General features: G+C 56.9%; 17 protein-coding genes. All 17 read right to left on the bottom strand.

Going from position 1 to position 23,550, the window contains the following annotated elements:
• Positions 1–3 precede the first annotated feature (3 nt).
• A complete protein-coding gene (locus IMX17_RS18590) occupies positions 4–1,413 on the bottom strand; it encodes a carbohydrate porin (RefSeq protein ID WP_033651352.1) in 1,410 nt (469 codons plus the stop codon).
• Between the two features lie 195 nt (positions 1,414–1,608).
• Positions 1,609–2,535, bottom strand: coding sequence for an aminoimidazole riboside kinase (locus tag IMX17_RS18585; RefSeq protein WP_193550077.1), 927 nt, complete (start codon positions 2,533–2,535; stop codon positions 1,609–1,611).
• Positions 2,536–2,732: 197 nt separating this feature from the next.
• Positions 2,733–4,856: a TonB-dependent siderophore receptor gene (locus IMX17_RS18580; RefSeq protein ID WP_193550076.1), complete on the bottom strand. Its 2,124-nt coding sequence runs from the start codon at positions 4,854–4,856 to the stop codon at positions 2,733–2,735.
• Positions 4,857–5,016: 160 nt separating this feature from the next.
• Positions 5,017–6,153 (bottom strand): ABC transporter substrate-binding protein, encoded by a 1,137-nt coding sequence (locus IMX17_RS18575; RefSeq protein WP_033644639.1) that lies wholly within the window; start codon positions 6,151–6,153, stop codon positions 5,017–5,019.
• Between the two features lie 86 nt (positions 6,154–6,239).
• Positions 6,240–8,387: a phosphocholine-specific phospholipase C gene (locus IMX17_RS18570; RefSeq protein WP_193550075.1), complete on the bottom strand. Its 2,148-nt coding sequence runs from the start codon at positions 8,385–8,387 to the stop codon at positions 6,240–6,242.
• A 122-nt stretch (positions 8,388–8,509) separates the two neighbouring features.
• Positions 8,510–9,349, bottom strand: coding sequence for an NADPH-dependent 7-cyano-7-deazaguanine reductase QueF (gene queF / locus IMX17_RS18565; protein ID WP_033644641.1), 840 nt, complete (start codon positions 9,347–9,349; stop codon positions 8,510–8,512).
• A complete protein-coding gene (locus IMX17_RS18560; RefSeq protein ID WP_033644642.1) occupies positions 9,327–10,223 on the bottom strand; it encodes a queuosine precursor transporter in 897 nt (298 codons plus the stop codon). Before IMX17_RS18560 ends, queF begins: the two co-directional genes overlap by 23 nt.
• Positions 10,224–10,838: a helix-turn-helix transcriptional regulator gene (locus IMX17_RS18555; protein WP_033644644.1), complete on the bottom strand. Its 615-nt coding sequence runs from the start codon at positions 10,836–10,838 to the stop codon at positions 10,224–10,226.
• Positions 10,839–11,374: 536 nt separating this feature from the next.
• The gene (locus IMX17_RS18550) at positions 11,375–12,676 is read right to left on the bottom strand and encodes a cytosine permease (RefSeq protein WP_033644921.1); all 1,302 of its coding nucleotides are present in this window, start codon (positions 12,674–12,676) and stop codon (positions 11,375–11,377) included.
• Between the two features lie 20 nt (positions 12,677–12,696).
• Positions 12,697–13,386: a PAS and helix-turn-helix domain-containing protein gene (locus IMX17_RS18545; protein ID WP_033644646.1), complete on the bottom strand. Its 690-nt coding sequence runs from the start codon at positions 13,384–13,386 to the stop codon at positions 12,697–12,699.
• Positions 13,387–13,413: 27 nt separating this feature from the next.
• A complete protein-coding gene (locus IMX17_RS18540; RefSeq protein WP_046897308.1) occupies positions 13,414–13,824 on the bottom strand; it encodes a GNAT family N-acetyltransferase in 411 nt (136 codons plus the stop codon).
• 416 nt (positions 13,825–14,240) lie between these two features.
• Positions 14,241–15,155, bottom strand: a complete 915-nt coding sequence (locus tag IMX17_RS18535) for an alpha/beta hydrolase (RefSeq protein ID WP_193550074.1) — start codon at positions 15,153–15,155, stop codon at positions 14,241–14,243.
• A gap of 616 nt (positions 15,156–15,771) precedes the next feature.
• Positions 15,772–16,656 (bottom strand): ATP-grasp fold amidoligase family protein, encoded by an 885-nt coding sequence (locus IMX17_RS18530; RefSeq protein WP_046897310.1) that lies wholly within the window; start codon positions 16,654–16,656, stop codon positions 15,772–15,774.
• 50 nt (positions 16,657–16,706) lie between these two features.
• Positions 16,707–18,002, bottom strand: coding sequence for a lysine N(6)-hydroxylase/L-ornithine N(5)-oxygenase family protein (locus IMX17_RS18525; RefSeq protein ID WP_072626982.1), 1,296 nt, complete (start codon positions 18,000–18,002; stop codon positions 16,707–16,709).
• Positions 18,003–19,043: 1,041 nt separating this feature from the next.
• Entirely contained in the window at positions 19,044–20,246 is a 1,203-nt protein-coding gene (locus tag IMX17_RS18520) for a lactonase family protein (RefSeq protein ID WP_080350179.1), read from the bottom strand.
• A gap of 231 nt (positions 20,247–20,477) precedes the next feature.
• A complete protein-coding gene (locus IMX17_RS18515) occupies positions 20,478–21,896 on the bottom strand; it encodes a cytochrome c (protein ID WP_046897312.1) in 1,419 nt (472 codons plus the stop codon).
• Positions 21,893–23,548 (bottom strand): GMC family oxidoreductase, encoded by a 1,656-nt coding sequence (locus IMX17_RS18510; RefSeq protein WP_033644658.1) that lies wholly within the window; start codon positions 23,546–23,548, stop codon positions 21,893–21,895. The genes IMX17_RS18515 and IMX17_RS18510 overlap by 4 nt, the downstream gene beginning before the upstream one ends.
• Positions 23,549–23,550: the final 2 nt, after the last annotated feature.

The raw sequence follows: 23,550 nt of genomic DNA, 5'->3' as shown, positions 1-23,550 counted from the left end.
ATGTCAGAAGAAATACTTGAATCTGGCGCGCACGCCGTAACGCTGGTCGTTGTCGCCGTTGGCGATCTTGTTCTCGGCGTTGGCTTCCAGCAGCGAAACATAGGCGCCTAAATACACATTGAAATTCTTCATATTCATAATGTTAGGTATCTGATACGACGCGTGAACGGTGTGGATGTCGTAGTTGCCCGGCTCGCTGAGCGGATTGTGGATATCGGCGGCGATCCCGGCGGTATTGAACTCTTTGATGTTGTTGTGCGCATAGATATAACCCAGTTCGAAGCGTCGCCACAGCACGTTGACGCCGGCGGTCAAGTCTTGCTCGCCGGCGGCGTCCAGGTAGGCGGTGCTCAGGTTGGCCACCACGCCGTTATCCGGATCGGCCGCGTTGGTGTTCCAGCTCATGGTCATGCCGTAGCCGTTGCGCTTGGATTGATCGACGAAGCGGCCCTGGCTGTCCTGATAGCCGTAGGCATTATTCACCACGTTGCTTTCCATCGCCGCTGCGATGCTGAAGGCCTCTTTCTTCCAGGCGATCACCGGGCGCAAATAGGCGACGTTTTTCTTATTGTTCAGCGCATTGCCGTGGTAGCTGTTGTCCTGGAACAGCGAGGTGCCGTCTTCCACCAGCGTGTTCAGTTCGAAATAGACATCCCCGGCGTATTTGCTCAACATCAGGTTTCCGCCGCTGCTGCTGCGGCCACGGCCTTCTTTCATCATATAGATATAGCCAAAGCCGTCAGCGTAAAGATCGTTGGCGGTGTTGCCTGAATACTGAATGAAAGTGTCCTGATTCAGCGGGAACATGTCGTAGGCTTCGAAGCGGCCGATTTTGGTTTGCCAGTTCTTTTCATTGCCGAAGAAGAAAGCGGCGTCGTCCAGGTTCATTTTGCCGGTCATGTCCGCCAGCGGCTGGACGCTGAAACCGGAGAAGTTGCCGTCCGGATTGCGGCGATAGCCGTCCAGCCCCACCAGAATGCGGCCGTTGATGTCCCAGCGCTCTTTGTTGCCGGGTTTCCAATCCTTGTGATCGCTGCCTTTCAACGACGTCAGTTGGCCGCTGCGGCTGGCGCCGTCCAGATTGAACTCCACGTCGCCGTACAGCTTCAGATCGTTGAAGCCGTTCAGTTTCAGCGCGCCGGTTGCGGGGGATTGCGTTTCCAGCGCGGCGGCGCGTTGCGCGACCCGCGCGGTTTGCCGCTCGGTGCTGGCGGTGCGCTGCTCCAGCTGTTGCGCCCGGCGTTCCGCTGCCGTGGCGCGGGTTTCAGCCTGAGCGGCGCGCTGTTCCGCCTGCGCCAGACGTTGTTCCAGCGCGTTAAGACGCGCCTCGATACTGCCGTCGCCGGAGGCCGCAGCGGCAGAAGTGGAGAGGAAAAGCCCTGTTGTTATCGCCAAATAGCTGAGTTTTTTCATCATCGTCTATCATCCGGGAAGGGTTGTTATTATTTTTTGCTAAATTGCTAAACCGGTTTTTCATGGCGAAAGATAGCGATCGAGAAGCGGACTGGCAATCAAGTTTGCTAACCCGATTCAGCTATTGTGATCGAGTGCGCAAATCGTGGGGTTAAAAGACCACGGCGCCCAGGGGATCGCCGTGGATGCAGAGGATCAGCGCAGAAAAGCGGCGAGCTCTTCGGCGCGGGGCAGGGCGGTCATGGCGCCTTTGGCGGTGGTGGCCAACGCGCCGCAGGCCTGAGCCTGGGCGATAATCGCCGGCCATTGCGCTTCTTGCGGCAATGCGTGAAGGCGCGCCAGCGCCGCTAACAGCCCGGCGACAAACGCGTCGCCGGCGCCGGTGGTATCGACCGGCACGACAGGCGCTGCGCGGAAATGACGTAGCCGTTGGCCGTCATGCACGTAGACGCCGTCGCCGCCCAGCGTGACCAGCAACAGGCGCAACGGGTAGGTTTGCATCATCCAGCGGATGCCGTTCTCCACATCGTCAAGATGGCTGATGAAAACCAGCTCTTCGCGCGACAGTTTCACCACGTCCGCCAGCAGCAGCGCCTTTTGCAGGCAGGGGCGCAGCGCTTCCGGTTGGCGCCAGATCTCTTCGCGGATATTGGGATCGAAACTGACCCGCCCGCCGGCCGCCCGAATGTTTTCCATTGCCGTAAAGGCCGCGCTGCGGCTGGGTTCCTGCGACAGTGCGATGGAGCAGAGATGCAGCCACTCGCCGCGTTGGAAGGCCGGCAGATCGTCAGGCTGTAAAAACAGATCGGCACTGGGCTGTACCATGAAAGTGAATGAGCGTTCACCGTGCTGATCGAGATCCACCACTACCGTGGAGGTGTGGTGTTCGGGATCCGAAAGCATATGGTCAATATCCACCCCTTCTTCGCTCAGCACCTGCTGCAGAAAGGCGCCGAAGCTGTCTTGCCCCACACGGCCGATAAAGGCGCTGTCGCCGCCCAAGCGGGCGACGCCCACCGCCACGTTAGCCGGCGCGCCGCCGGGGCATTTAAGATAACTGTTTGAATTTTCTGGCACCAAATCGACCACTGCGTCGCCCAGCACCCATACGCGATTCGTCATGCTTAATCCCTGTTTCTTCCGATGTCTGATGGGTGGCTAAAATAGAAGAACCGGTTTAGCAAAGCAATGAAATAATGCGTCAGGCGTTTGGGGAGTGAGGAAGATCAAAAAATAGGGCGGGTCAGGCGCAGGAAATACCGCCCGCGATGCGAGCGGGCGGTATGGATGAACGAAGCGCCTGTGGTGGGCGCTGGGCGTCAGAATGCGACGGAACCCTGCACGAAGAAGGTGCGCGGTTCACCGACGTACTTGCCGAAGTTATTGTCGTTGGAGCGGGTAAAGTAGCGCTGATCGAACAGGTTTTTCACCCCGGCGCCCAGCGTCAGGTTCGATAGTTGCGGCCCGAAATTATATTCCCCGCGCATGTTCCACACCATGTAACCGGCGATATTGCCGAACTGACCATCGGCGCTTTCCTGCGTGACGTACACCGGCCCGGTGCCCGGCGAATGCTGTTTGGACTGCGCGTAACCGTCCAGATTCCATACCCAGTTGCCGGTGGCGTAGCGCGTGCCGACGGTATAGACCTGGCGCGAGTAGAACGGCAGGTCTTTACCGGCGAAGTCGCCCTTGTCGGTGCTGGCCTTGGTGTAGGTATAGCTGGTGTAGACGCTGGCACCGTCGAGCGCGCGATTCAGCTCGCTGAGATCGTAGCTGAGCGCCAGCTCGATGCCTTTGTGCTTGGTGGCGCCCATGTTGGTCCAGCCCACATCGTTGCTGATGTATTGCAGCTGATTATCGAAGTCGATATAGAACAGCGTGGCTTCGGCCTTGACCACGGTGTCGTCGTAGCGGGTGCCGAACTCATAGGTATGCGCTTTTTCCGCCGTCAGCCCCGGCGCAGGCTGGTTGCCGTTGCCGCCTTTGGTCAGCTGGAAATACTGCATGCTGCCGAACGAGGTGTTGGCGTTGGCGAACAGTTTCCAGGCGTCGGACAGGTGGTACATCACGTTCAATGACGGCAGCGGTTCGCTGTAGCTTTTCTCGCGGCTGATGTTGTTGAACGAATCGTCCACGTGGGTGCGAATGCTTTCATAACGCAGGCCCGGCGTGACCGTCCAGTTGCCGACGTTAATGGTATCGTCGATATAGAACGCGTTGGCTGCGGTGCCGCCGGAGGTGTGCTGGTAATAGTCCGGGGTATCCGGCGTGGCGCCGACGTTCGCCGGGTTATACCAGGCCGAACGCGACGCCTTTTCATCCATGGTTTCATTCAGGTAGCGGTAACCGAGGGTGATCTCGTGCGCCATATCCCAGAAGCGAAACAGCTGCGAATAGCTTGGTTCGATCGCCCAGGTCGAATAGTGGCGCGGATAGGACACCATGCGCCGCAACCCGGCATTTTTGCCGGTGCCTTCCGATTCGATGTTGCTGCCGCGGTAGCTGTCGGTGAAGTAGGTCAACACTTCGAACTGTTTGTCGTCTTCCTGATGTTTGTATTTGAACGACATATCCTTGCGGCGGCCTTCGAACTGGTCCCAGGGACGCGTGGACTGGAACGGGTTCTGCGCGTATTGCGCGCTGCTCAGTCCGCCCGGCATGCCGGCTTTGGCGTCGTAGTAGTGGAAATTGGCCAGCAGTTCGTCGCGATCGGTGAACGCATAACGCGTTTTCAGCATGAAATCGTCGATGTCGGTGTTGTCGTTGTTGTCGCGGTAGCCCTGGCCGTGCAGGCCGGAGTAGAGCAGCTCGGCGCCGAAGCCGTTATCTGCGGTGCCGCCCACCGAGGCGCTGGTCAGGGTCTTCAGACCACCGTGGCTGGCGCCCTGAGTTTGCACGCCGGCGGTGCCGCCAAACGCTTTTGGAATGTCGCGGGTGACGAAGTTGATCACGCCGCCGACGTTTTGCGGCCCGTAACGCACCGCGCCGCCGCCGCGCACCACGTCAACCGATTGCAGGTTGCCGATCGACAGCGGCGCCATCGACAGCTGCGGCTGGCCGTAAGGCGCAACGGCCAACGGAACGCCGTCCATCAGAATGGTTGAGCGCGGAGAAAGGCGTGAGGTCAGGCCGCGCACGCCGACGTTGAGCGAAATGTCGCTGCCGCCGGTGCCGTTGCTGTCGCGCACCTGCACGCCGGGCACACCGCGCAGGCTGTCGGCGATGGTTTGGTCGCCTTGCTCATGCATCTGCTGCTGAGTGACGATGGATCGCGCGCCCGGATGGTTGAGCAGCACCGAACTGGTATCAGGGTTGTCCAGCCAGTTGCCGACGACGGTTACCGTATCGGCATCGTTTTGAGATGAGTTATCAGCAGCAAGGACGGGGAAAGCAACGGCGATAGAGGTCGCCAGCAGGGAGAGGCGAAAAAGAATTGACATAATAATGCCTTAGAAGTTTCAGACCCGGATGTGTTTTTTTATAAACGACAATCTTAATGATAATTATTGGCAAGTAAATAGAATTGTTATGGAATAGTTAAGTGGGTAACTACATGAAGGGTGCTGGTAGCAGGGCCCGGTTGGCGGGCCCTGGCGGGGATTATTGCGGCGTAAGCCAGAAGACCCCGCTGTAATCCAGCGCGGTGAATTTCTGGTGCACGCTTTCGATATCCGCTTGCGGATCAATATCTTTAAACAGCGCCGGGTGCAGGAATTTGGCGATCGCCTCGACCGCGATAAAGTTGAGCGGCGTGTCGTAAAATTGATGATAAATCGCCATCACGCGTTTTTCTTTCACCGCTTTCAACACGTTAATACCGGTGCGATCCAGCAGATGCGCCAGTTTCTTTTGGCTGGTGGCCATATCGGTGGTGTAGCCCAGCGGCACGGCCAGCGTGCCGCGATGGCCACGGCTCCAGTCGGCGCCGGTCAGCAGATAGAAATCCGGATTGCTGGCGATCACCTGTTCGACGTTCACTTCACCGCCCATGTCTGAAAACAGTTTGCTGCCGATATTGTCGCCGCCGGCGGTATCGATAAACTGCCCGAAGCTGCCTTTGCCGAAGGTATTGCAGCACTGCTCGCCTTTGATGCCAGCGCTGCGTTCGATGAAGACGCTGGGGCGCTGCTCCGGTTTCAGCGTGGCGACGCGCTGGCGCACCAGCTCGAGGCGTTGCTGATAGAAGCGGATAAAGGCGTCGGCGTTGGGCTGCTCGTCAAACACTTTGCCCAACAGCGCCATGCTGGCGACGGTGTTGGTCAGCGGCTGCTGGCGGAAATCGATGATCAGCACCGGGATGCCGACTTTTTCCAACTGGGTCAGTACGCCGCTGTCCTTCAATTTGCTCAGCAGACCGATGTCGAAAATGATCAGATCCGGTTGGCGCACCACCGCGCTTTCCACGCTGAAGTCACTGGTGTAGGGGTTGTCGAAGGTGGGGATTTGCATGACCTGCGGGAATTTTTTCGCATAGGCCTCAACCAGATCCGGGGCTTTGACCTTCAGTGAGTTGTCCCAGGCGATGATGTTTTTCAGCGGCTCCTGCGGATGCAGAATATTCAGCGCCAACAGCGCGCGGGCGTCGGCCAGGATAACGCGCTTGGCCGGTTGCGGCAGCGTAACCTGACGGCCGGCGACATCGGTAACGACGATCGGCGCGGCTTGAGCGGCGCCGGCCAACAGCAAAACGCAGGCGGCCAGCCAGCGGCCAGCTTTGGCGATAAGAACAGCGGACATGGAGATCCTTGAGTAATCGGCTAGGAACGAGAACGCAATGATAAGCGATATCCTTTCGCTTTTTGAACCTCTTCGCTGTCGATAGGCTACTCCTGGCCCATCAGCGGGTCGCTGACGCTGTGTTCGCCATCCTCAAGTCGGCCCGCCAGGCGGCGGCGCCAGCCTCCGGCGCTGTGCAGCGCAAGATCATACCAACCGCCGCTGGCGCGGGCGTCAAACGTTTGGCGGTGGCTGCCGCCCGCAGGCAGCGTGATGGGCCACGGGCCTTGTTGCGTGTAAGGACAGCGGTCGAGAGTGACCGTCACCGTTTCGGCACCCGGGTTATCCAACTGCAGCAGCAGGCTGCGGCCCGTCGGGCGCAAACGCACTTCCGGCTGCGGCCGACTCAGCGCGCCGCGCATTTCACGATGAAAACCGTTGGGGCCGAGCAGCCACAGATGGTACTCGTCCTCCGTCTGCCAGTCGTCGCTGACCGCCTTGCCGGCCTCGACGGTATAGCGGCGCGGGATCTGCGTCAGATCTCGCCGGTCGTAGACGTGAAACACCGCCCCTTGCTCGCCGGTATTGAACAGGTTCAGCGTTACGCGCCGCTGCTCGGCCGCGACGCTGGCCTCGACGTGCAGCTGGTAGGGCAGCGCGCGAGAAGGGCGCGCCAGGCGGCGTTGGTGTGGCAAACGCTGGCGGGCCGGCGGCGGCAGCGGCACCTGCGGCAGCTGCTCCTGGCATTGACGCAGACCGTCGGCAGCGTGGCGGCTGGTGGCGGGCAGGCTCGGCAATGCTTCGCCGTTAGGATCGACAAAGTTGAACGCCGAGGTGAGATCGCCACACACCGCGCGGCGCCAGGCGCTGATGTTGGGTTCATGCACCTGAAAGCGCTTTTCCAGGAATTGCAGCACCGAGGTGTGATCGAAGACCTGCGAATTGACCCAGCCGCCGCGGCTCCAGGGCGACAGCACCAACATCGGCACCCGCGGGCCGGGGCCGTAGATGCGGCCGTCCGGCGGCGGCTGCTCCTGCGAGCCGGGCGGCGCCACGTGCTGGAAGATCTCGGTATCGAACGGCACCGTCGATTTACCGGCGAAGCTGCCGTCTTCGCGCAGCGACGGCGCGGAAGGCGAAGGCATATGATCGAAAAAGCCGTCGTTTTCGTCGTAGTTGACCAGCAGCACGGTTTTACTCCACACCTCCGGGTTGTCGGTCAGCGCGTTGAGGATCTCTTGCGTGAACCAGCCGCCCTGCACCGGGCTGGAGGGATCGGGATGTTCCGAATAGGCCGCCGGCGCGATGATCCAACTGACCTGCGGCAGTTTGCCCTGCTGCACGTCGGTGCGGAATCCGGCCAGCATGGCGTCCAGATCGTTGCCGTCGGCGGCCGGCAGGGTGTTGCCGTTGCCTTTGTACAGCGGCGCGGTCGCGTTGAGCTCGTCGCGATAAGGCACGAAGGCGTTGAAGTCTTTTGGCGGCCGAGCCGGGTTGCCCACCTGAATGCTGGCGGCGCGGTATTGGCGAAAGCCCGCCAGCGGGTTATCGGTAAAGTTGTCCGGCAGGAATTGGTACACCTTCCAACTGACGCCGCTCGCCTCCAGCCGTTCCGGATAGGTGGTCCACCGGTAGCCGATCTCTGCCGGGCCGGGGCTGTCCCATTCGTTGACCACTACCGCCACGTCGGCGGCGGACGGGCCGTTGGTGCCGGTCCAGTGGAACAGCCGGTTGGTGTTGGTGCCGGCGTGGATGGAGCAGTGATAGGCATCGCACAGGGTGAAGGCGTTGGCCAGTGCGAACTGGAACGGCAGCTCCTGCTGGCGGTAGTAGCCCATCGAGGCCGGCGTTTTGTAGGTGGGCCAGGCGCTCATGCGGCCGTGATCCCAGGCGGCTTGCTCATCCACCCATGAGTGCGGCGTGCCGGTGACGCGCTGAGCGTTGCCGCGTTTGCTGTCCAGATGGTAGGGCATTACCAGCCGTTCGGCGCCCTGTTGCTGCCAGACCAGGCGATCGCCGGGCAGTGGAATGGTAAATCGATCGCTGAAGCCGCGCACGCCCGGCAAGGTGCCGAAGTAGTGATCGAAAGAGCGGTTCTCCTGCATCAGGATCACCACGTGTTCGACGTCGCGCAGGGTGCCGGTGCGGTTATTGGCGGGAATGGCCAGCGCTTTGCGAATCGAGGCGGGCAACAGCGAGAACGCCGATCCGATGGCGGCAGCCCGCAGGATGTCTCTGCGAGAAAGGTCAGGCATGCGTCGTTAATCTCCGTCAGTGTGCTTTGAAGATAGCTGCTGACGACGATAATGGCGAAAAATAACAGGGAGATGAAAGCGAGAGAAACAATGCTCCCTGGCGGGAGCATTGGGGGATGGGCTTACTGTCTGATCAGGCGGCCGAGCGTCGGCGCCGTTTCGAAATCGCTGCGGAAGGGGTTGATGTCCAGGCCGCCGCGGCGGGTGTAACGCGCGAACACGCTGAGTTTTTCCGGGCGGCAGCTCTGTTTGATGTCGTTGAAAATGCGCTCGACGCACTGCTCGTGGAATTCGTTGTGCTGGCGGAAGGAGATCAGGTAGCGAAGCAGGCTTTCGCGATCGATTTTGCGGCCTTCATAGTGGATCACCACGCTGCCCCAGTCCGGCTGGTTGGTGACCAGGCAGTTGGATTTCAGCAGATTGGAAGACAGCGTTTCCGCTACGTGCTCCCCTTGATCGGCCGCGCCGCTCAGGTATTCCGGTTTGAAGGCGAAGTCGTCGACCGCGATATCCAGATCGTCGATGTTGATGCCCGGCAGACGATCGATCTGCGCCGGATAACCTTCCAGACCCGGATAGAGCTTGACGGTGACCTGGCCATTGGCCGCCTGCGACAGATCCTTCTGCATGGCGGCGCTCACCTGTTCCACGCTGTCGAAGCGCGTTTGGTTGAAGCTGTTGAGATACAGCTTGAACGATTTGGATTCGATCAGGTTGGAAGAGGAGTGCGGGAAGGTAAATTCGCCGATGCCCACCACCGGTTTGCCCTTGCCGTTGAGCCACGACAACTCGAAGGCGGTCCACAGATCAAAGCCGCTGAACGGCAGCTGCCGTTCGTCCACGCCGATCAGATCGCGGCCGCGTGCGCGCGGCAAGGCTTCGAGCAATGCGGGAGCATATTGGTCCGGATAATCGGAGTTCGCGCCAAGATGGGTGATCTTATCTTGCTTTTGGATATGCATATTCATTGCCCTTTGCTTGTTCGGTATTGATGTAGCGGTTAAACAGACTGCGGGTGGCGTAAATCGGCCCGACGCCCAGCAGGGCGTAAACCACCTTGATCAGGAACTGAGACAGGATCATGGTTTTGATGATGTCCCAGCTCAGCACGTTGTAGAACGCCAGCGTACAGAACACCACGCTGTCGATGGCCGAAGCGATTACGGTGCTGGTGATCACGCGCACGAACAGGTAGCGGGAGTTGGTCAACTCCTTGATCTTGCAAAGCAGATAGGAGTTGACGTTCTCGGAGATCAGATAGGCCGCCGAAGAGGCCACCAGCACCGCCATGATGCTGTGCACGATGCCGTTGTAGGTCTCGCTGTACTCCCACTGTGGAATGCTCGGCACCAGCGTCGTAACCCAGACGCCGAGAACGAAGGTCAGGTTGGCGATGAACGAGATGATGATGGTGCGCCTGGCCAGCCGCAACCCATAGAACTCGTTGAGTATGTCCACCAGAATGAACGTGAGCGGATAGATGAAGATCGCCGGCGGCGTGATGAGATTCAGCACCGGAATTTGGATCGGCTTGACGCCGCACAGCGTCGAGAAGATGTAAATCACGCTGAGCGCCACGGTAATAATCAGGTAGGCGTACCAGGAACGTTCATGGCGATCGCTGAGCTCATAGGCGGTTTTTTGTTGATTGTCGCCGTAGAGTTTACGGTACAGCGCCTGCAGCTCGTGTCGGCTCAGGTCTTCCGATATTTCGCTGTCGGCCAGCTCATTGAGCCCCATGGTAATGGTTTTGCCGGTGGCCAATACCATGACATTGGCCGCGATGGTGCCATGTCGGGTGAAGCCCAACAGCTTGAACTTCTGATTCGGTTCCATTTATAACCTTTCTCCAACGATATAACCCAGGAATTGCACCGTCTCCTGAAGGCGTTTGTCCATGCTTTCGCTGTCTTTGTCGTCAACCACAAAGAAGCCGCTTTTTCCCGAGTGATACAGCAAAGGTGAATCGCAAATCAGTACCGGCGGACGTTTAATGATAATGACTTCGCCCGGAATGAATGACCCTTTAATTTCGGTCTCTATTTTCATTGCCAACATGTTCGACTCATCGCCGAAGAAATAAGTCAAAGGAAACTCGGTGACCAGTTGCCCGATCTTGCGCTGCGAGACGGCCAGATAGCGCGACTGCGGGATCACCGGAATGGCGGAAGGGTTCTTGTTGCCTTCGGTGGACAACGTTTCGTTGAGCAGCTCCAATTTTTCCAGATCGTAGTCTTCGATCTCTTCACAGGAGACACCGAAAAAATCTGAAATCCGATTAACGGTGGATTGCTGAACGTTGTTCACTCTTCCATCAAGAATTTTGTATAGGGTAGTGCGCGTCAGGCCGCTGCGGTTGGAAAAGGAAGCCTTGGTTTCACCGCGGGTACGCATTAGATATTCAATATTTTTAATGATGTTGATTTTGCGCTGTGCGTTGGGGGTTTTCATAGGCTGTCCTTACAAACATTACGCTGGCTTCACTATATCTTACGCGTTGGCGTTGTCCAGATAAAAAGGCGCAGGGAATAGGATAACAGACTGATTATTTTCGTTAATTATTGCTTTCTGTCAGCGGCTTGGCGGGGGGGGGGGGCGACGTGGATGCGGAAGGCGGTTTGGGGAAATGATAAAGCTGTGCAAATCAATTGATTAGCTTTTGCTTATGGAAAAGTGAACACAAAAGCCAATTTTATGTTCACTTTTATGTTGACCAAAGGCGATTTCATGGGCTACTGTTCATGCAAGCTGAAGTTTTTCTTTACGATCAAAACACTGAAGCTAACGACTTTTATAATAAAAAGCTCAGAGGGGGATGTTCCCGCACTCTGAGCATAATGGATAGCTTGCTACCGACACCAGGGACCCTCATCACCACGGCCGTTTGTCTGCGCGATCGGCCTATTCCTTTACGCTGAACTCCGCATTTTGCGAGCAATAAAACACTCCCCCGTCATTGGAGGAGTGCGTTAACGCCTGTGCGAAAATCAGAGCGACTTCTGCGAGGCCAGGGGTTTTTGCGCCCGACTGAAGGCCAGCTTGAGCACCCAATACAGCAGGCTGGCGGCCACCAGTGAGTTGATGGTCGGTACGCCCCATTCGGTCGCCAGGCCAACGGCGCCGCCGGCGATGCTGGCGACGATCGCCGCCCAGCCGATGGTTGGGGTTTCGTTCGGCAACTGGCCCGTACGGCGGCTCTCGTCCAGGATTTTGCGGTGGCTGCGCAGCAGGTAATAGTCCACCAGCATGATGCCGATAATGGGCGGGAAGACCACGCCAAGCACCGTCAGGAAGTCGACGAAGCGGTCGAGAATGCCCAGCACCGACAGCGTGGTGCCCAGAATACCGATCGCCAACGTGGTGTAGGTGTACTTCAGCTTTTTGCCGGTGATGCCTTCCACCGCGTTGACGATGCCCAGCGAAGAGGAGTACAGGTTGAGATCGTTGACGCGCAGGGTGGAAAACACCACCACCAGCAAACCGGCGCCGCCGGCCGCTTGCGACATGATGGTGACCACATCCGCAGTGCCCAGGGTTTTGGCGATCAGGATAGCCAGGCCATTCACCACGAACTCGCCGGCGACGATGGTGAAGATCGTAACGCCGAGCACGTGTTTGCCGTTTTTGGAGTAACGGGTCAGATCGGGCGTCATCAGGCTGGCCACGATGGCGCCGCCGACGACGATGGTGATGCCGGCGCTGATGGTCAATGGTTCACCCGGCGGCGCCAGCTGGATGATCTCCTGCAGGTTATGGCCGGAAAGCGCGGTCACTGAAATATAGGCCACCAGCATAATGAACATCGGCACCGCGATACGGGCGGCGATGCGCAACGCCTTGAAGCCGAATGCCACCAGGATGGTCAACAGCGTGCCTGAGAGCCCGGCGGCCAGGCCAAAGCCCAGCTTATTGCCGAGCGCGAAATCGAGCGACTTGGCGAAAATGGCGTTTTGAATGCCGAACCAACCCAGCAGGCTGACGGCCACGACCACGCCGATCAGCACCGAGCCCAGGCGGCCAAAGCCGCACCAGCGCGCCAGCAGGCTGCCGGAAATCCCTTCGCGCATGCCCGCCATCCCAAGCCCATAGGTCACCACGCCGAAGATCAGGCTGCCGACGAAAATGGCGGTGAAGGCGTCAATCAGCGTCATGGAGTTGCCGAGCACGGCGCCGAGCATGAACTGGTCCAGCGCGGTCAGCATGCCCATATGCACGATGGCCACGCTTAAAAACGAGACTCTTTTATCCTGCGGCACTCGGGTGAGCGGATAATCTTCGATCTTTATCACGGTGAGATCTTCCTTGCGGTTCAAATAAACTGAATGCCCTTGGTTATCAGGCGATCGGGAATGTAGTTATCCAGGTTGGCGTATTTGCAATACTCCTCAAACTGTTGCTGAGTATGCACGTTGGCCTTCTGGTAAATATTATAAATGCGGTTTTCGATGGTCTTATTGCTGACGTTATAGATTTTGGCGATCTCTTTCACCGTAAATCGCTGCAGCATAAGGAAAATGACATCGAGCTCGGCGCGGGTGAACAGCTCGTTGTTAACTTCGGTGGTCAAGATGCTGGGTTTTTGCTGATTGATGTATTTCAGCGGCGACAGGCTGTTCATCGGCTTGGCGTTCCAGATCACGCCGATCACCTGTTTGTCATCGTTGTAGACCGGTAGCTTTTCGCTGATAAACGGCGTCAGGCTGTCTTTGCCATACCAGTAGTGCGTCTCGATGACCGTGACCCGATCGCGCGCCGCTTCGGTCATCTTGTCATGCTCGATAAAGTCGGCGGCGGAATCGGCCCAGTCGGCGGGGAATTCGTGGTCATATTTTCCGGCGACGTCGAAATTCAGCGGCGTATTGGTATAGAGATAAGCGGCGCGGTTCATATAGAGGTGGCGGGACAGCTGGTCTTTGATGCCCCAAGGCTCGCTCAGGTGCTCCATCATGGTGATGAGGCCCTTGAAATAAGATTCATTATTTTTATGCGATGAACCCATACCCACCTCTGCGCCGCTCAGGCCGCGTTACAGGCTTTTAGCCAGGTAATGGCGGGTATGGCGATGCGCATAGTCACCCAGCTCGCCATAGACCCGGTAGCCCAGTTTTTCGTAGAAGCCTCTGGCCTGGAAATCGAAGGTATCGACGTAGGCCATATGGCAACCGCGCTTGCGGGCCTCTTCTTCGGCCAGCTGCATCAGTTGGCGACCGTAACCGCTGTTGCGGCATTGATCGCCGACCCAAAGATACTGTACTTCCAGGCCGCCCCACCAGGTACGTGCGACCAGACCGCCGACGATCTGCTGGTTGTCGTCGGTGACGGTCAGGAACAGCGGGTGAATGTCTACGGGCTGGGTTTTATGGTTGTGCGCCCAGAGGCTGTCGATAACGAACTCTTCATCCTGCGGGTTGGGTTTGTCGGTGATATTAATATTCATTTTTAATATAATTCCCTGATTTAATTATTCAAATCTGAACTAGACGCTTTCGCCCCAACCGCTTCTATTATCACTTTTATTAATGTATTTCAAGGGTGGTTTTCACCCTTTTCCGCCGTGCAGGCGGGCGCTTATAGTAAGCATCACAGGGTGAAGAAAATAGCGAAACAGGCAGTATTAAAACGCTGAAATGCCCTGCCAACACCATCTTTTCCTACTTGCGCCTCACCAGGGCCCCACCGGGAAAACTGCAGTACTGTATGGCTCCACCGGATAGAGCAAGCTAACTTGCCGACGGGGGAGCCACTTTGTTTTTGCGCATCCGTTCCGCGATGACTGCGCGCTGTCTCAGATATTAAACGCTCTTCTTATCAGAAGATATGAGCCGCCGATGAAAATGCGGTCGATACCCTCCTTTAGTCTTCATATGCCACGCTGCGCAGTGCCGGCTCGATGGCGGCACCCAGCATGGCGCCGTGTCCCAAGCCGGGCCACTCCCGATAGCCGACGGTAAGACCGTCGAGCTTTGCCAGGCGTTCCGCCAGCATTTGCGCCGCGTTCGCCGGCAGTGCAGGGCTCTTCACGCCGGGCGGGGCCGCGCGATCGCGCTCCGCCAGACCCACCCACAACTGCAGCCTTGCCGCCGGCGTCGGATGCCGTTCCGCCCACTGCTGCGCCTCTTGCAGGATCATGCCGTTGCCCCACCACAGTGAGGGTTCCACGGCGATATAATGCTGGAAGGCGGCGGGATGGGCGAATAACGTATGCAGAACGAAGAGCCCGCCGTAGGAATGGCCCCACAGCGTTTGCCGCTGCGGATCGACCGCCAGTTTGGCGGCGATCGCCGGTTTGATCCGCGTTTCAATCAATTGCAGGAAGGCCTCCGCGCCCCCGCCCGCCCGCGGCGGTTTCTTCATGCCCGTCGGCAGAGGCAGCGTATAGTCGTAGGCGCGGCCGGCGGCATCGATGCGCAGATCGTTGTCATAGCCGATCATCACCAGCACCGGTGGCCGCTTCGCCGTCGCCAATCTGGCCAGTAAGCTGGCGTTCAGCTCCATCAGCACCGCATTGCCGTCGAGGAAATAAATCGTCGGATAGCCGTCAGGCGCAGGCGCCCGACGCGGCTGGGCGATACGGACGCGGTAACGCCGTTGACCATCGGCGGAGGTGAAGCGCAGATCGCTGAAGCGGTAATCCGCAGAGTGGCTATCGGCGACGGTCACGCCGATCCTGCGTTCCAGATCGGGCCTGGCCTGCACGGTAGTCGGCAACCAAAAGCCGATGGCGAGCGCCAGAAGCGTGCAGATAAAATGCCGGTGAGACAATAACATGCGGGGCAGCGTCCTCGAAAAAGGCCGATATTAGCATCGGTACGCGCCCAGTAAAAACCTCTCCTTCGGGCGGGTATTTCAGTGGCGAAGTGCGGCCGGAGTCAGGCGGTGGCTGCCTGATGCTTCGCAGGGTTAATAGCAACTCATTGTTATTATTGGCAAGTCACGAATAAGAAGGGTTACGATTAATTAGAAATGATTATGTTTTTTTTGGAGGGGATAATCTGCTGATGGGTGCAAAAACACTCAGTCATCAATGGGTGTTAGTGAAAAAAAAGCCCTATAAAATAGGGCAAAGACACACAACAACACCAGGGAAACTTTCCGGTATCTTATATTATAGCTTCCTATACATATAGAACATTTTATTATAAATATGTAAACGATTCTTATTAATGTTCTAATGCCATTGTTTTTCAAAGGGTTATGTCGCTCAAGGGGGAACGTTCCCGTTGGCGGTGCAAGCCACTCCGCTGTGGATAAAGCGCAGGTGGCGGAGCGGTGCCGGCCCGACGCCCTACAGTGAGATGCTGGCGGGCGGCCTGCGAAAACGCCGGCCGGTATCTCCTGTTTGATGGATGCGCAGGGGAATTGCGCCGCCTTTTGTTGATGATAATCAGTGCTGTTGCAGCGTCAGCATCTTGCCAAGCAAAACATCGGTCGGTGGCAGAATATCCGTATCCAGCCCGGCCGAGGGGGTAAAGGTCAGCTCACCGAAAATGATTTGGCCCTGAGAGATGTAGAAATCAACGCGCACGAACTCGAAGGGCGCCGACAAGCGAGCGGCATACTCAAACAGCTCATCGTATCCCTCCGGTTTCACGAAGGCGTCTATCTCCTCCTGGCTCAACGCCAGGCAGTCCTCGCTATAGCAAAGGAACTTGAAATCTTTGTCGAAGAAGTAATATTTCGGCGTCCCGGTATCCCTGCCGACGCACAGCAAGGTGCAGTAAGGCACACCGCGAAAACAATAAATTTTATAGTCTTCAGGCCCGTGACCATTGGCCGATTCGATATACTTTTCTCCAATGATCTTTTTTTGTATCCCTTTGTAGTTGAGTTCTACATAGGTTTTCCAGTAATCGTCTTTCATCCAGCCATCGATCAGCTGGGAGGCGCTTTTAATGTTCAACGATTGTTTATTCTGGCAAATTAAATTATATCCTGAGCCGTGATTTCCCTTGATGACAAATTTCTCAGGCAGCGTTTCCCATGGGATCTCCTGTACTGAATCACAGGCAAAGTACAGCTCATTAAGGATCTCTTCACATCCTTTTGCCTTGATGTACTCTCTAACCGCATATTTATCTGCGCATTGAGTGACTAAGGCATTTTTACTGTAGTCATTCAACTTAAGGTGATTGATTTTTTCATTCCAGGTCGATGGCGCCTGCAAGTTCAGCGGTTTGCCAAATGCTCTTTTGTAGATCAATCTGGCCTTGAATTCGGGGGCCAATATGGCCAACTGATTCATAATGAACTTGTTTATTTGTCTTTTCATATACGTAATTCCATCAAAGCATAGTGACAATGATTAAGACGTTCTTGTATTTAAAACGCGGGTGGCGCGCCTTCACTGCGCCATTGAATGGCTGTCGGCGTTGTTCCCAGATCAAATGGCTGGTGGTCTAACGCCCGATTAAGAATGCGGGCCGAACGCCACGCCATCAGGCTCAGCTGCGGATCGGCAATGCCGTGATTATGCATACTGGCGTTCATCGCAAATAAGCAGTTCTCCGCCGGGCCTTCCCACTCAAAGGTAAAGTCCGGGGCTATGCGGTACTCGCCGTCCGCCGTGGTCAACAGTCGGTGGGCCAGAGGCGCAAGGAACTCAGGCGTCGCCGATTGATAACCGGTAGCAAAGATCACCACGTCCGCCTTGAAGGTTTCCTCGCCGTGATCGAGATGATGACGCGTTTCGAGTTGGTAGGCGTTATCCAGCGTGTGTTTTACGGCCGTCAGCGAACGGCTGGGCAGCAGGCGCACCCATAATTTCTCGCGCAGCACGTCGAAGCGGTGGTACATGGCGCGATAGATGGCCAGCAGCGACTCGCTGGTGATGCCGTCTGAGGTCATCTTTTGTTCGGCCAGCATATGCCGCTTGGCCGCGCTGTCCAGTGAGTAGAAACTCTCGACGTAATCTGGCGTGAAATATTCATTGGCAAAGGCCGCCTCATCAAGCGCGTTGTAATTGTTGCGTCGCGATATCCAGTCGAGTTGTTCCGGCTGCCCCCATTCCCCTTTAAAAATATTCAGGAACAGATCGGCGCCGCTCTGGCCGCCGCCGACGATCGCCACGCGTTTGCCTGCCAGATTAGGGTTGCGCAGCATCATTTCGCTGGCGTGGAAACAGCGATCGTTTTGCGCCGTCACGCAGTCCGGCAACTTTATTTTCTTGCCAATACCGATACTTACGTGTCTGGCGTGGAAGATCTCCCGCGAGGTGGTCACCACGAACTGGCGTTGCCGATCGTCAAACTCGACTCGCTGAACGTCTTGATTGAACGCCAACGATCCCATCCCGCTTGCGGCCCAGGTGAGGTAATCGGCGAACTCTTCACGCGATGCGGTACGCTGTTCGGTCGTCAGGAAACGGTAGAATTTTCGGTTTTTTACCAGATAGTTGAGAAAGCTGTAGGGATTGGTTGGGGCAACCGCGCTCACCAAATCCTTTAAAAAGTTGGTTTGCATGTTGCAGTCAGCCAAAATCATGCCCGGGTGCCAGGAGAAATGAGGTTTGCGCTCAAGGAATTGCCCCGTAAATCCCTCGATTTCGCTCCCTAAGGCCGCCAGGCTAAGATTCGACGGGCCAAGGCCAATACCGATGATATCGAAACGCTGATTCATTAATAAACTCCAGTATAATGAGAATAATACCCAGAAATACGGCTGCAAAGGGGTTGGCTTATAGCAACCAGGCTGCCTTTTTCTTATAAGTAAACGACATGAATTAAAAATAATTAAAAGACATGCGGGTTAAAAATGCGTCATTTTTAAATGCCCGTTTAGAATTCGGTAGCACATCAGGTAAAGGCTACGGGTGTATTTCTTTCCATGAAAGTCCCTGCGAAAGCTTGCGTATGTGTTTAATTAATATTCTTAAGCAATAATCTTAGAAACCGCGTTCATCATTCCATGTAAACGACTCTTCGCAAAGAGGATAAGCCGCATGGAATTGGCATCGACTATTGACTGTTAACGTGTATACGCCGTTCTGCGTTCGGCTTGTGTTGCTTGAATCAGGTATTCGCTGCTTAGAATAGCGTTAAAAGGGATTCTGGGAAGGTGAAATAACATGATATTAGGCGTTGAGCGCTTTTTGAAAAGATGAAATTAAAGTGAAATTATGAAATCAGGCCGTTTTGGTAGTATTTTTATTATTATATTCAATGTGTTATTGTTTTTTGGATGCGAGGGCTATTGCGTCTGGGCGGCATGGGGGCATCCGCTTTCACATCGGCCAATGCGCCCAGTTTTGTTGTTTGCGGGCCTGTATGGCGGGAAATTATCCCTATATGCATTAATTTCAATGAGTGAATGTTCATGTTATATACAGAGGCGCCTGTTGACGTTGGAAAAGCGCCAATTAAAAACCGATTGGCCGACAGTTTGACGTTTAGGTTCGTTTAGGTTCAGCGACGGCGTGACGTGCAAGGATATCCGTGTGCCGCCGGAACTTGCCTGAATGTAGCCGCCATTATATCAACCCGGTTTGAATTGTTTTGGCGTTTCTCTTTTATAATTCCTTTGCCGCTGATGATGATTCTCATTACCTTAGCGTTCACGTTATCGACACGTTAAACGCCATGGGAATGGGGTAAAGTATGGCGCTCGTGGGCAAGAGAATCGATGTTGGCGCTGCGACAAATGGATTGCCGCAGCAATAATTTACTCGTGGATAAATTTAACGTCAGTTGGCGTACCTATCTGGACGCTTACGCCGTTGCCATATAATTCGCCGGTATCCAGATCGCGTTGTAATACGGTAACGTTATTACTAAACACATTGGCGACTAGCAAAAACTTTCCGCTTTTATCGAAGGCGAAAGCGCGCGGTTCGATTCCGCCGGAAAGCGTGCGGCCAATCAGCCTGAGTTTGCCATTCTCCGGGTTAATTTTATAACCCACGATTTCGTTGGTTTTTTGGCGATTGCTCGCATAGAGGTATTTTCCGTCAGGGGAAAACGCCAGTCCGCCGCCGCCCTTTGCATCCGCGCGGGCGCTTTCCGTCAGCGCTAATGTCTGGATGTTCTCCAACCGATCGTTATTAATCTGGTAGGCAAAAATATTCGCCGACATTTCGCTGATCACGTAGGCGAATTTGCCATTTGCGGAAAAGATCATATGTCGCGGGCCGGTGCCCGGCGGAAACGACAAATCGTAATCCGGCGCGAGCCTGAACGGCGCGGCCTTATTTGCCGCATCGTAGAAGAAGGCATGAATGATGTCGCCGCCTAAATCGGCGGCGTACATCATGCGCCCGTCAGGGGTAAAGTTGACGGAGTGAATATGGGCGCTGGCTTGCCGCGCGGCAACGGCCTCTGAGCCCTTGGTGAAGGGAAAGCGCTGCAGCACCTCGCCGAGTTCACCGCTCTGGAGAATGGGAGCCACGATGACGCTGGCATGCCCGGGGGCGTTGGAGTAATTGGCGGCCAATAAGTAGCGCCCGTCTGGACTGATGGCGGCATGCGTCGGCTCTTGTCCCTGCGAGTCGATGCCGCTGATGCGTTGCGGGTCGCCGCCTTTGCCGAGCCTGAGCGTGCTGATTTGGCCTTGCTGAGTTTCATTGGTGGTATAGGCAAATTGGCGATTTTTGCTCAGAACTATCCAGGAAGGGCTGTCCATTTTTATGCGATTCAATGGCAGCAGGCTGCCGTCTTCGTTGAGCGCCAACCGATACATCCCCTGGCTGGGATAAACGGGCGGCTGAACCCGATCGCCGTCTCTTTCCCCTGTCCAGGTGCCAATCAAAACGATTTGCGCGGTGCTGCCCGGCTGCGGTTGTGGGGGAGCGGCCTGGGTGATCCAGGCCGGCAATAATAAAGACAGAAAGGAAAACTTGGCGATGCTGGGGAACGTTGCGTTTTTCATGGTCGGGCTCCTGGCGTGATTGACTGTGTTTTGTGACCGAGGCTAACGGTGTACAGGGTTTATCGTCGTAGCGAGGCACCGCCCAGAATGAACAGGCAGACATAACCAAAATAGTGCAAAACGCCGGCGGGGCCTATTTTTAGCACATCATTGGTATATGGCATCAGAGCCTTGCGATCCGGCAGAAAGCTCCCTGCGGCCGCCAGCGTAGGGAGCTTTAATTGGCGTGAATCACGCGCCGCGGCGTTTGCGCACCCGCCACGCGATGGCGGCCAATAGCGCCAGCGCGCCGCCGCCCAAACCCGGGGCCATATAGGGCTGCATCTCGGCCAGCAAGGGCGCCGGGCCCCCTCGTCTGAGGATCGCAACGTCTTCGGCGGTGACGTGCGCCGCGGGGTTGCCGTAATGTTGCAAGACATAGTTGCCGATCGCCGCAATCTGCTGGTCGTTCAAGGGATTGACATAGGATTGCGGGCCGAAATTCGGCATCAGGATATGTTGATCCCCGACGCGGCGTTCGACGCCGAACAAAATGGCCGAGATCAGATTGGAGGGATTGCGCGAGCCCGTCGCCGTGTTGTTGAACAGCGATGGATAGGCCTGGTTTTGACTGCCGCTGCCGTCGGGTTGGTGGCAGCTGGCGCAGTTGCCGCTAAACAAGGCGGCGCCGTCAATCACCGTCTCGTTGGCGGTCGGCGGATGCGCGCCGCGCAGCTCGGGTTCAACGTTGAACGGCTTGCCAAAGCTGTCTGCCGGCCGCGTATCGCGTCGATCTCTGATCGGCGGACTGTTTTTCAGGTAAGCGGCAATCGCGGCCAGATCGTCGTCCGACAAATATTGCAGGCTGTTTTCTATCGCTTCCGCCATGCCCCCCGCCGCCTGGTTTTTTCCCGCCGCGCGCCCGGTTTTCAAATACTGGATTAGCTCAGCCTGGCTCCATCCGCCAATGCCGCTGATCGGGTCGGAAGTAATATTGGGCGCATACCAACTGCCGACCATGGCGCCGGAAAGCGGTTGCCCGCTGTATTCAGCCAGTAACACGTTGCGCGGCGTATGGCAGGTATCGCAGTGTCCAGGGCCGTTGACCAGGTAGGCGCCGCGGTTCCATTGCGCATCTTCGCTGCTGTCGGCGCTGAAATGCCCCTCTTCCAGAAACAAACTGTTCCAGGCCGGCATGATAAAGCGCAGGTTAAAGGGGAAGGGCAGTTCGGTTCGCCTGTTATGCTGAACGACGGGGGCGACGCCGTTCATAAAGTAGGCGTACAGCGCGTGAATGTCCTCGTCGTTTAATTTGACGTATGACGTATAAGGCATTGCCGGGTACAGCGGGGTGCCGTCCGCGCGAATGCCTTCACGCACGGCGCGGGCGAATTGCGCTTCGCTGTAGCGGCCAATGCCGGTTTCCTTATCGGGGGTGATGTTGGTGGTGTAAATCACGCCTACTGGCGTGGCGATGCTGTAACCGCCGGCAAATCGCTCGCCGCCTCCCGTTTGGGTGTGGCAGGCCTGGCAGTCCGCCGCCACCGCGAGCCGCTCGCCTTTTTCAATCAGCTCGGCGCTGAAATGCGGTCCTTCGTCGGCGGCGAACGCCGAGCCGCCGCCCGCCGCGAGGAGCAGCGCCAGCCAGGCTATCCTTGCAGGTTTTCTCATGATTTCACCGCCAGTTTGCGGGCAATGTCGTCCGCCGCTTTAAGGCCCAGGGCCGCCATCGTCAGCGTGCTGTTCACCACGCTGGCTGAAGGGATGGCGCCACCGCCGGGCAGCCACAGGTTCGGATGATCGTGCGCACGGCAATCGCCGTTCACCACGGAATTTTTCTCATCGTTGCCCATGATGGTGCCGCCCATAATGTGATTATTGGCATTCAGGCTGGTGGTGATGTTGAATTCATCGGCATCAAACAATTGGCCAATATGTTTGAGCTGCCGGTGCGCCGCTTCAGCCCCTTTTCGCACATAGTCCCCCACGTCATAGTAAATGTCGGGGCAAGGCAAACCGTGGGCGTCTTTGCGCGTTGCGCTCAACGTCAGACGGTTATTGGGATCGGGCAGCGGTTCCAGACTGATGGACAAATCGACGCCGTGCGCCGCGCGGCGGCGGATCTCGTCATCCAGCGCTTTCCCCACCAGGCCCTGCGCCAAGGCCTGGCGCGTAGCCGGCAAAACGCGGTTGATGTTATTGAGGATCATCTTGTTGGCTGAGTAATGCTTGCGGAAATCCCCATCGCGCGGGCCGACCAAACAGCTGCTCTGTGCCGGGCCGCGTCCTGGCCACAGCGGCTCTTTCGCCAGGAAGGTGCAGTGAAAGCCGGAGTGATCCATCATATTGCGGCCAACCTGATCGGAGCTGTTGGCGATCCCATTCGGGTTTTGCGCATTGGCGGCCATCAACAGCAGGCGCGGGGTTTCGATGCCATTGCATGCCAGGACGAACGCGCTGGCGCTGGCTTTGTGCGACCGCTTTTGGTTGTCCAGCCAATGCACGGCGGTAACCTGATTTTGTCCATCGGTATCGATTTTGTACGCCACCGCTTCCGCCAGCACGAGTGCTCCTTTCATTTCGGCGCGTTCGATGTGATGGATGCCGTTATACATGGCGCCAATCGGGCAGATAGGTTGGCAGTTATTGTTGCCGCAGCAGGTGGGCCGCCCCTGCCATGGTCGCGTGCTGCGCCCTTGGGGGATCGGCACGGAGCGGTAACCGTGCGGGTTGACCACTTCGGCGAAGCGCGTATCTCCGTGGGCCCAGGGCACCATATCCATGGGATAAGGCTTGCTGCGCGCTGAAGGCGATTGTTTGGCCGGATCGTTTGGGCCGGCGACGCCAATCGCCTCCTCCGCGCGGCAGTAGTAGGGCTCCAGATCGTCATAGGCGATGGGCCAGTCGCGGCCAACCCCGTACAGCGTTTTCATTTTGAAATCGTTTGGCAGATGGCGCCAGCAGGAGGCGGCCCAGTGCCAGGTCGTGCCGCCCACGGTGCGTAAATAGCCCTGCTTAAAGCTGTCCGCGCTTGGGCCACTTAACGCGACATAATCGTTTGGCGGAAAATAGAGCGGCGCGGTGGCGTAGGCTGATTGCGGGTACAAGCCTTGAAAATCGGAGCCCGCACGGTTATCAAACGGCATATTGCGCCAGTTTTCGACGGCCTGCGCGCGATCGATACGCAGGCCCGCCTCCAATACCAGCACGGAATAGCCTTGGCCGGCCAACTGGTCCGCCATCATGCCGCCGACGATCCCCGAGCCGACGATGACAATATCGGCCGAGGCATCGCCATCAGCCGTGAATACCGGTTTTTTCATGA

Source organism: Serratia sp. X3 (assembly GCF_014982455.1).
GTDB lineage: Bacteria > Pseudomonadota > Gammaproteobacteria > Enterobacterales > Enterobacteriaceae > Serratia > Serratia ureilytica.
The sequence above is the reverse complement of the archived record's forward strand: the minus strand, read 5'-3'. Positions and strand labels throughout refer to the sequence as shown.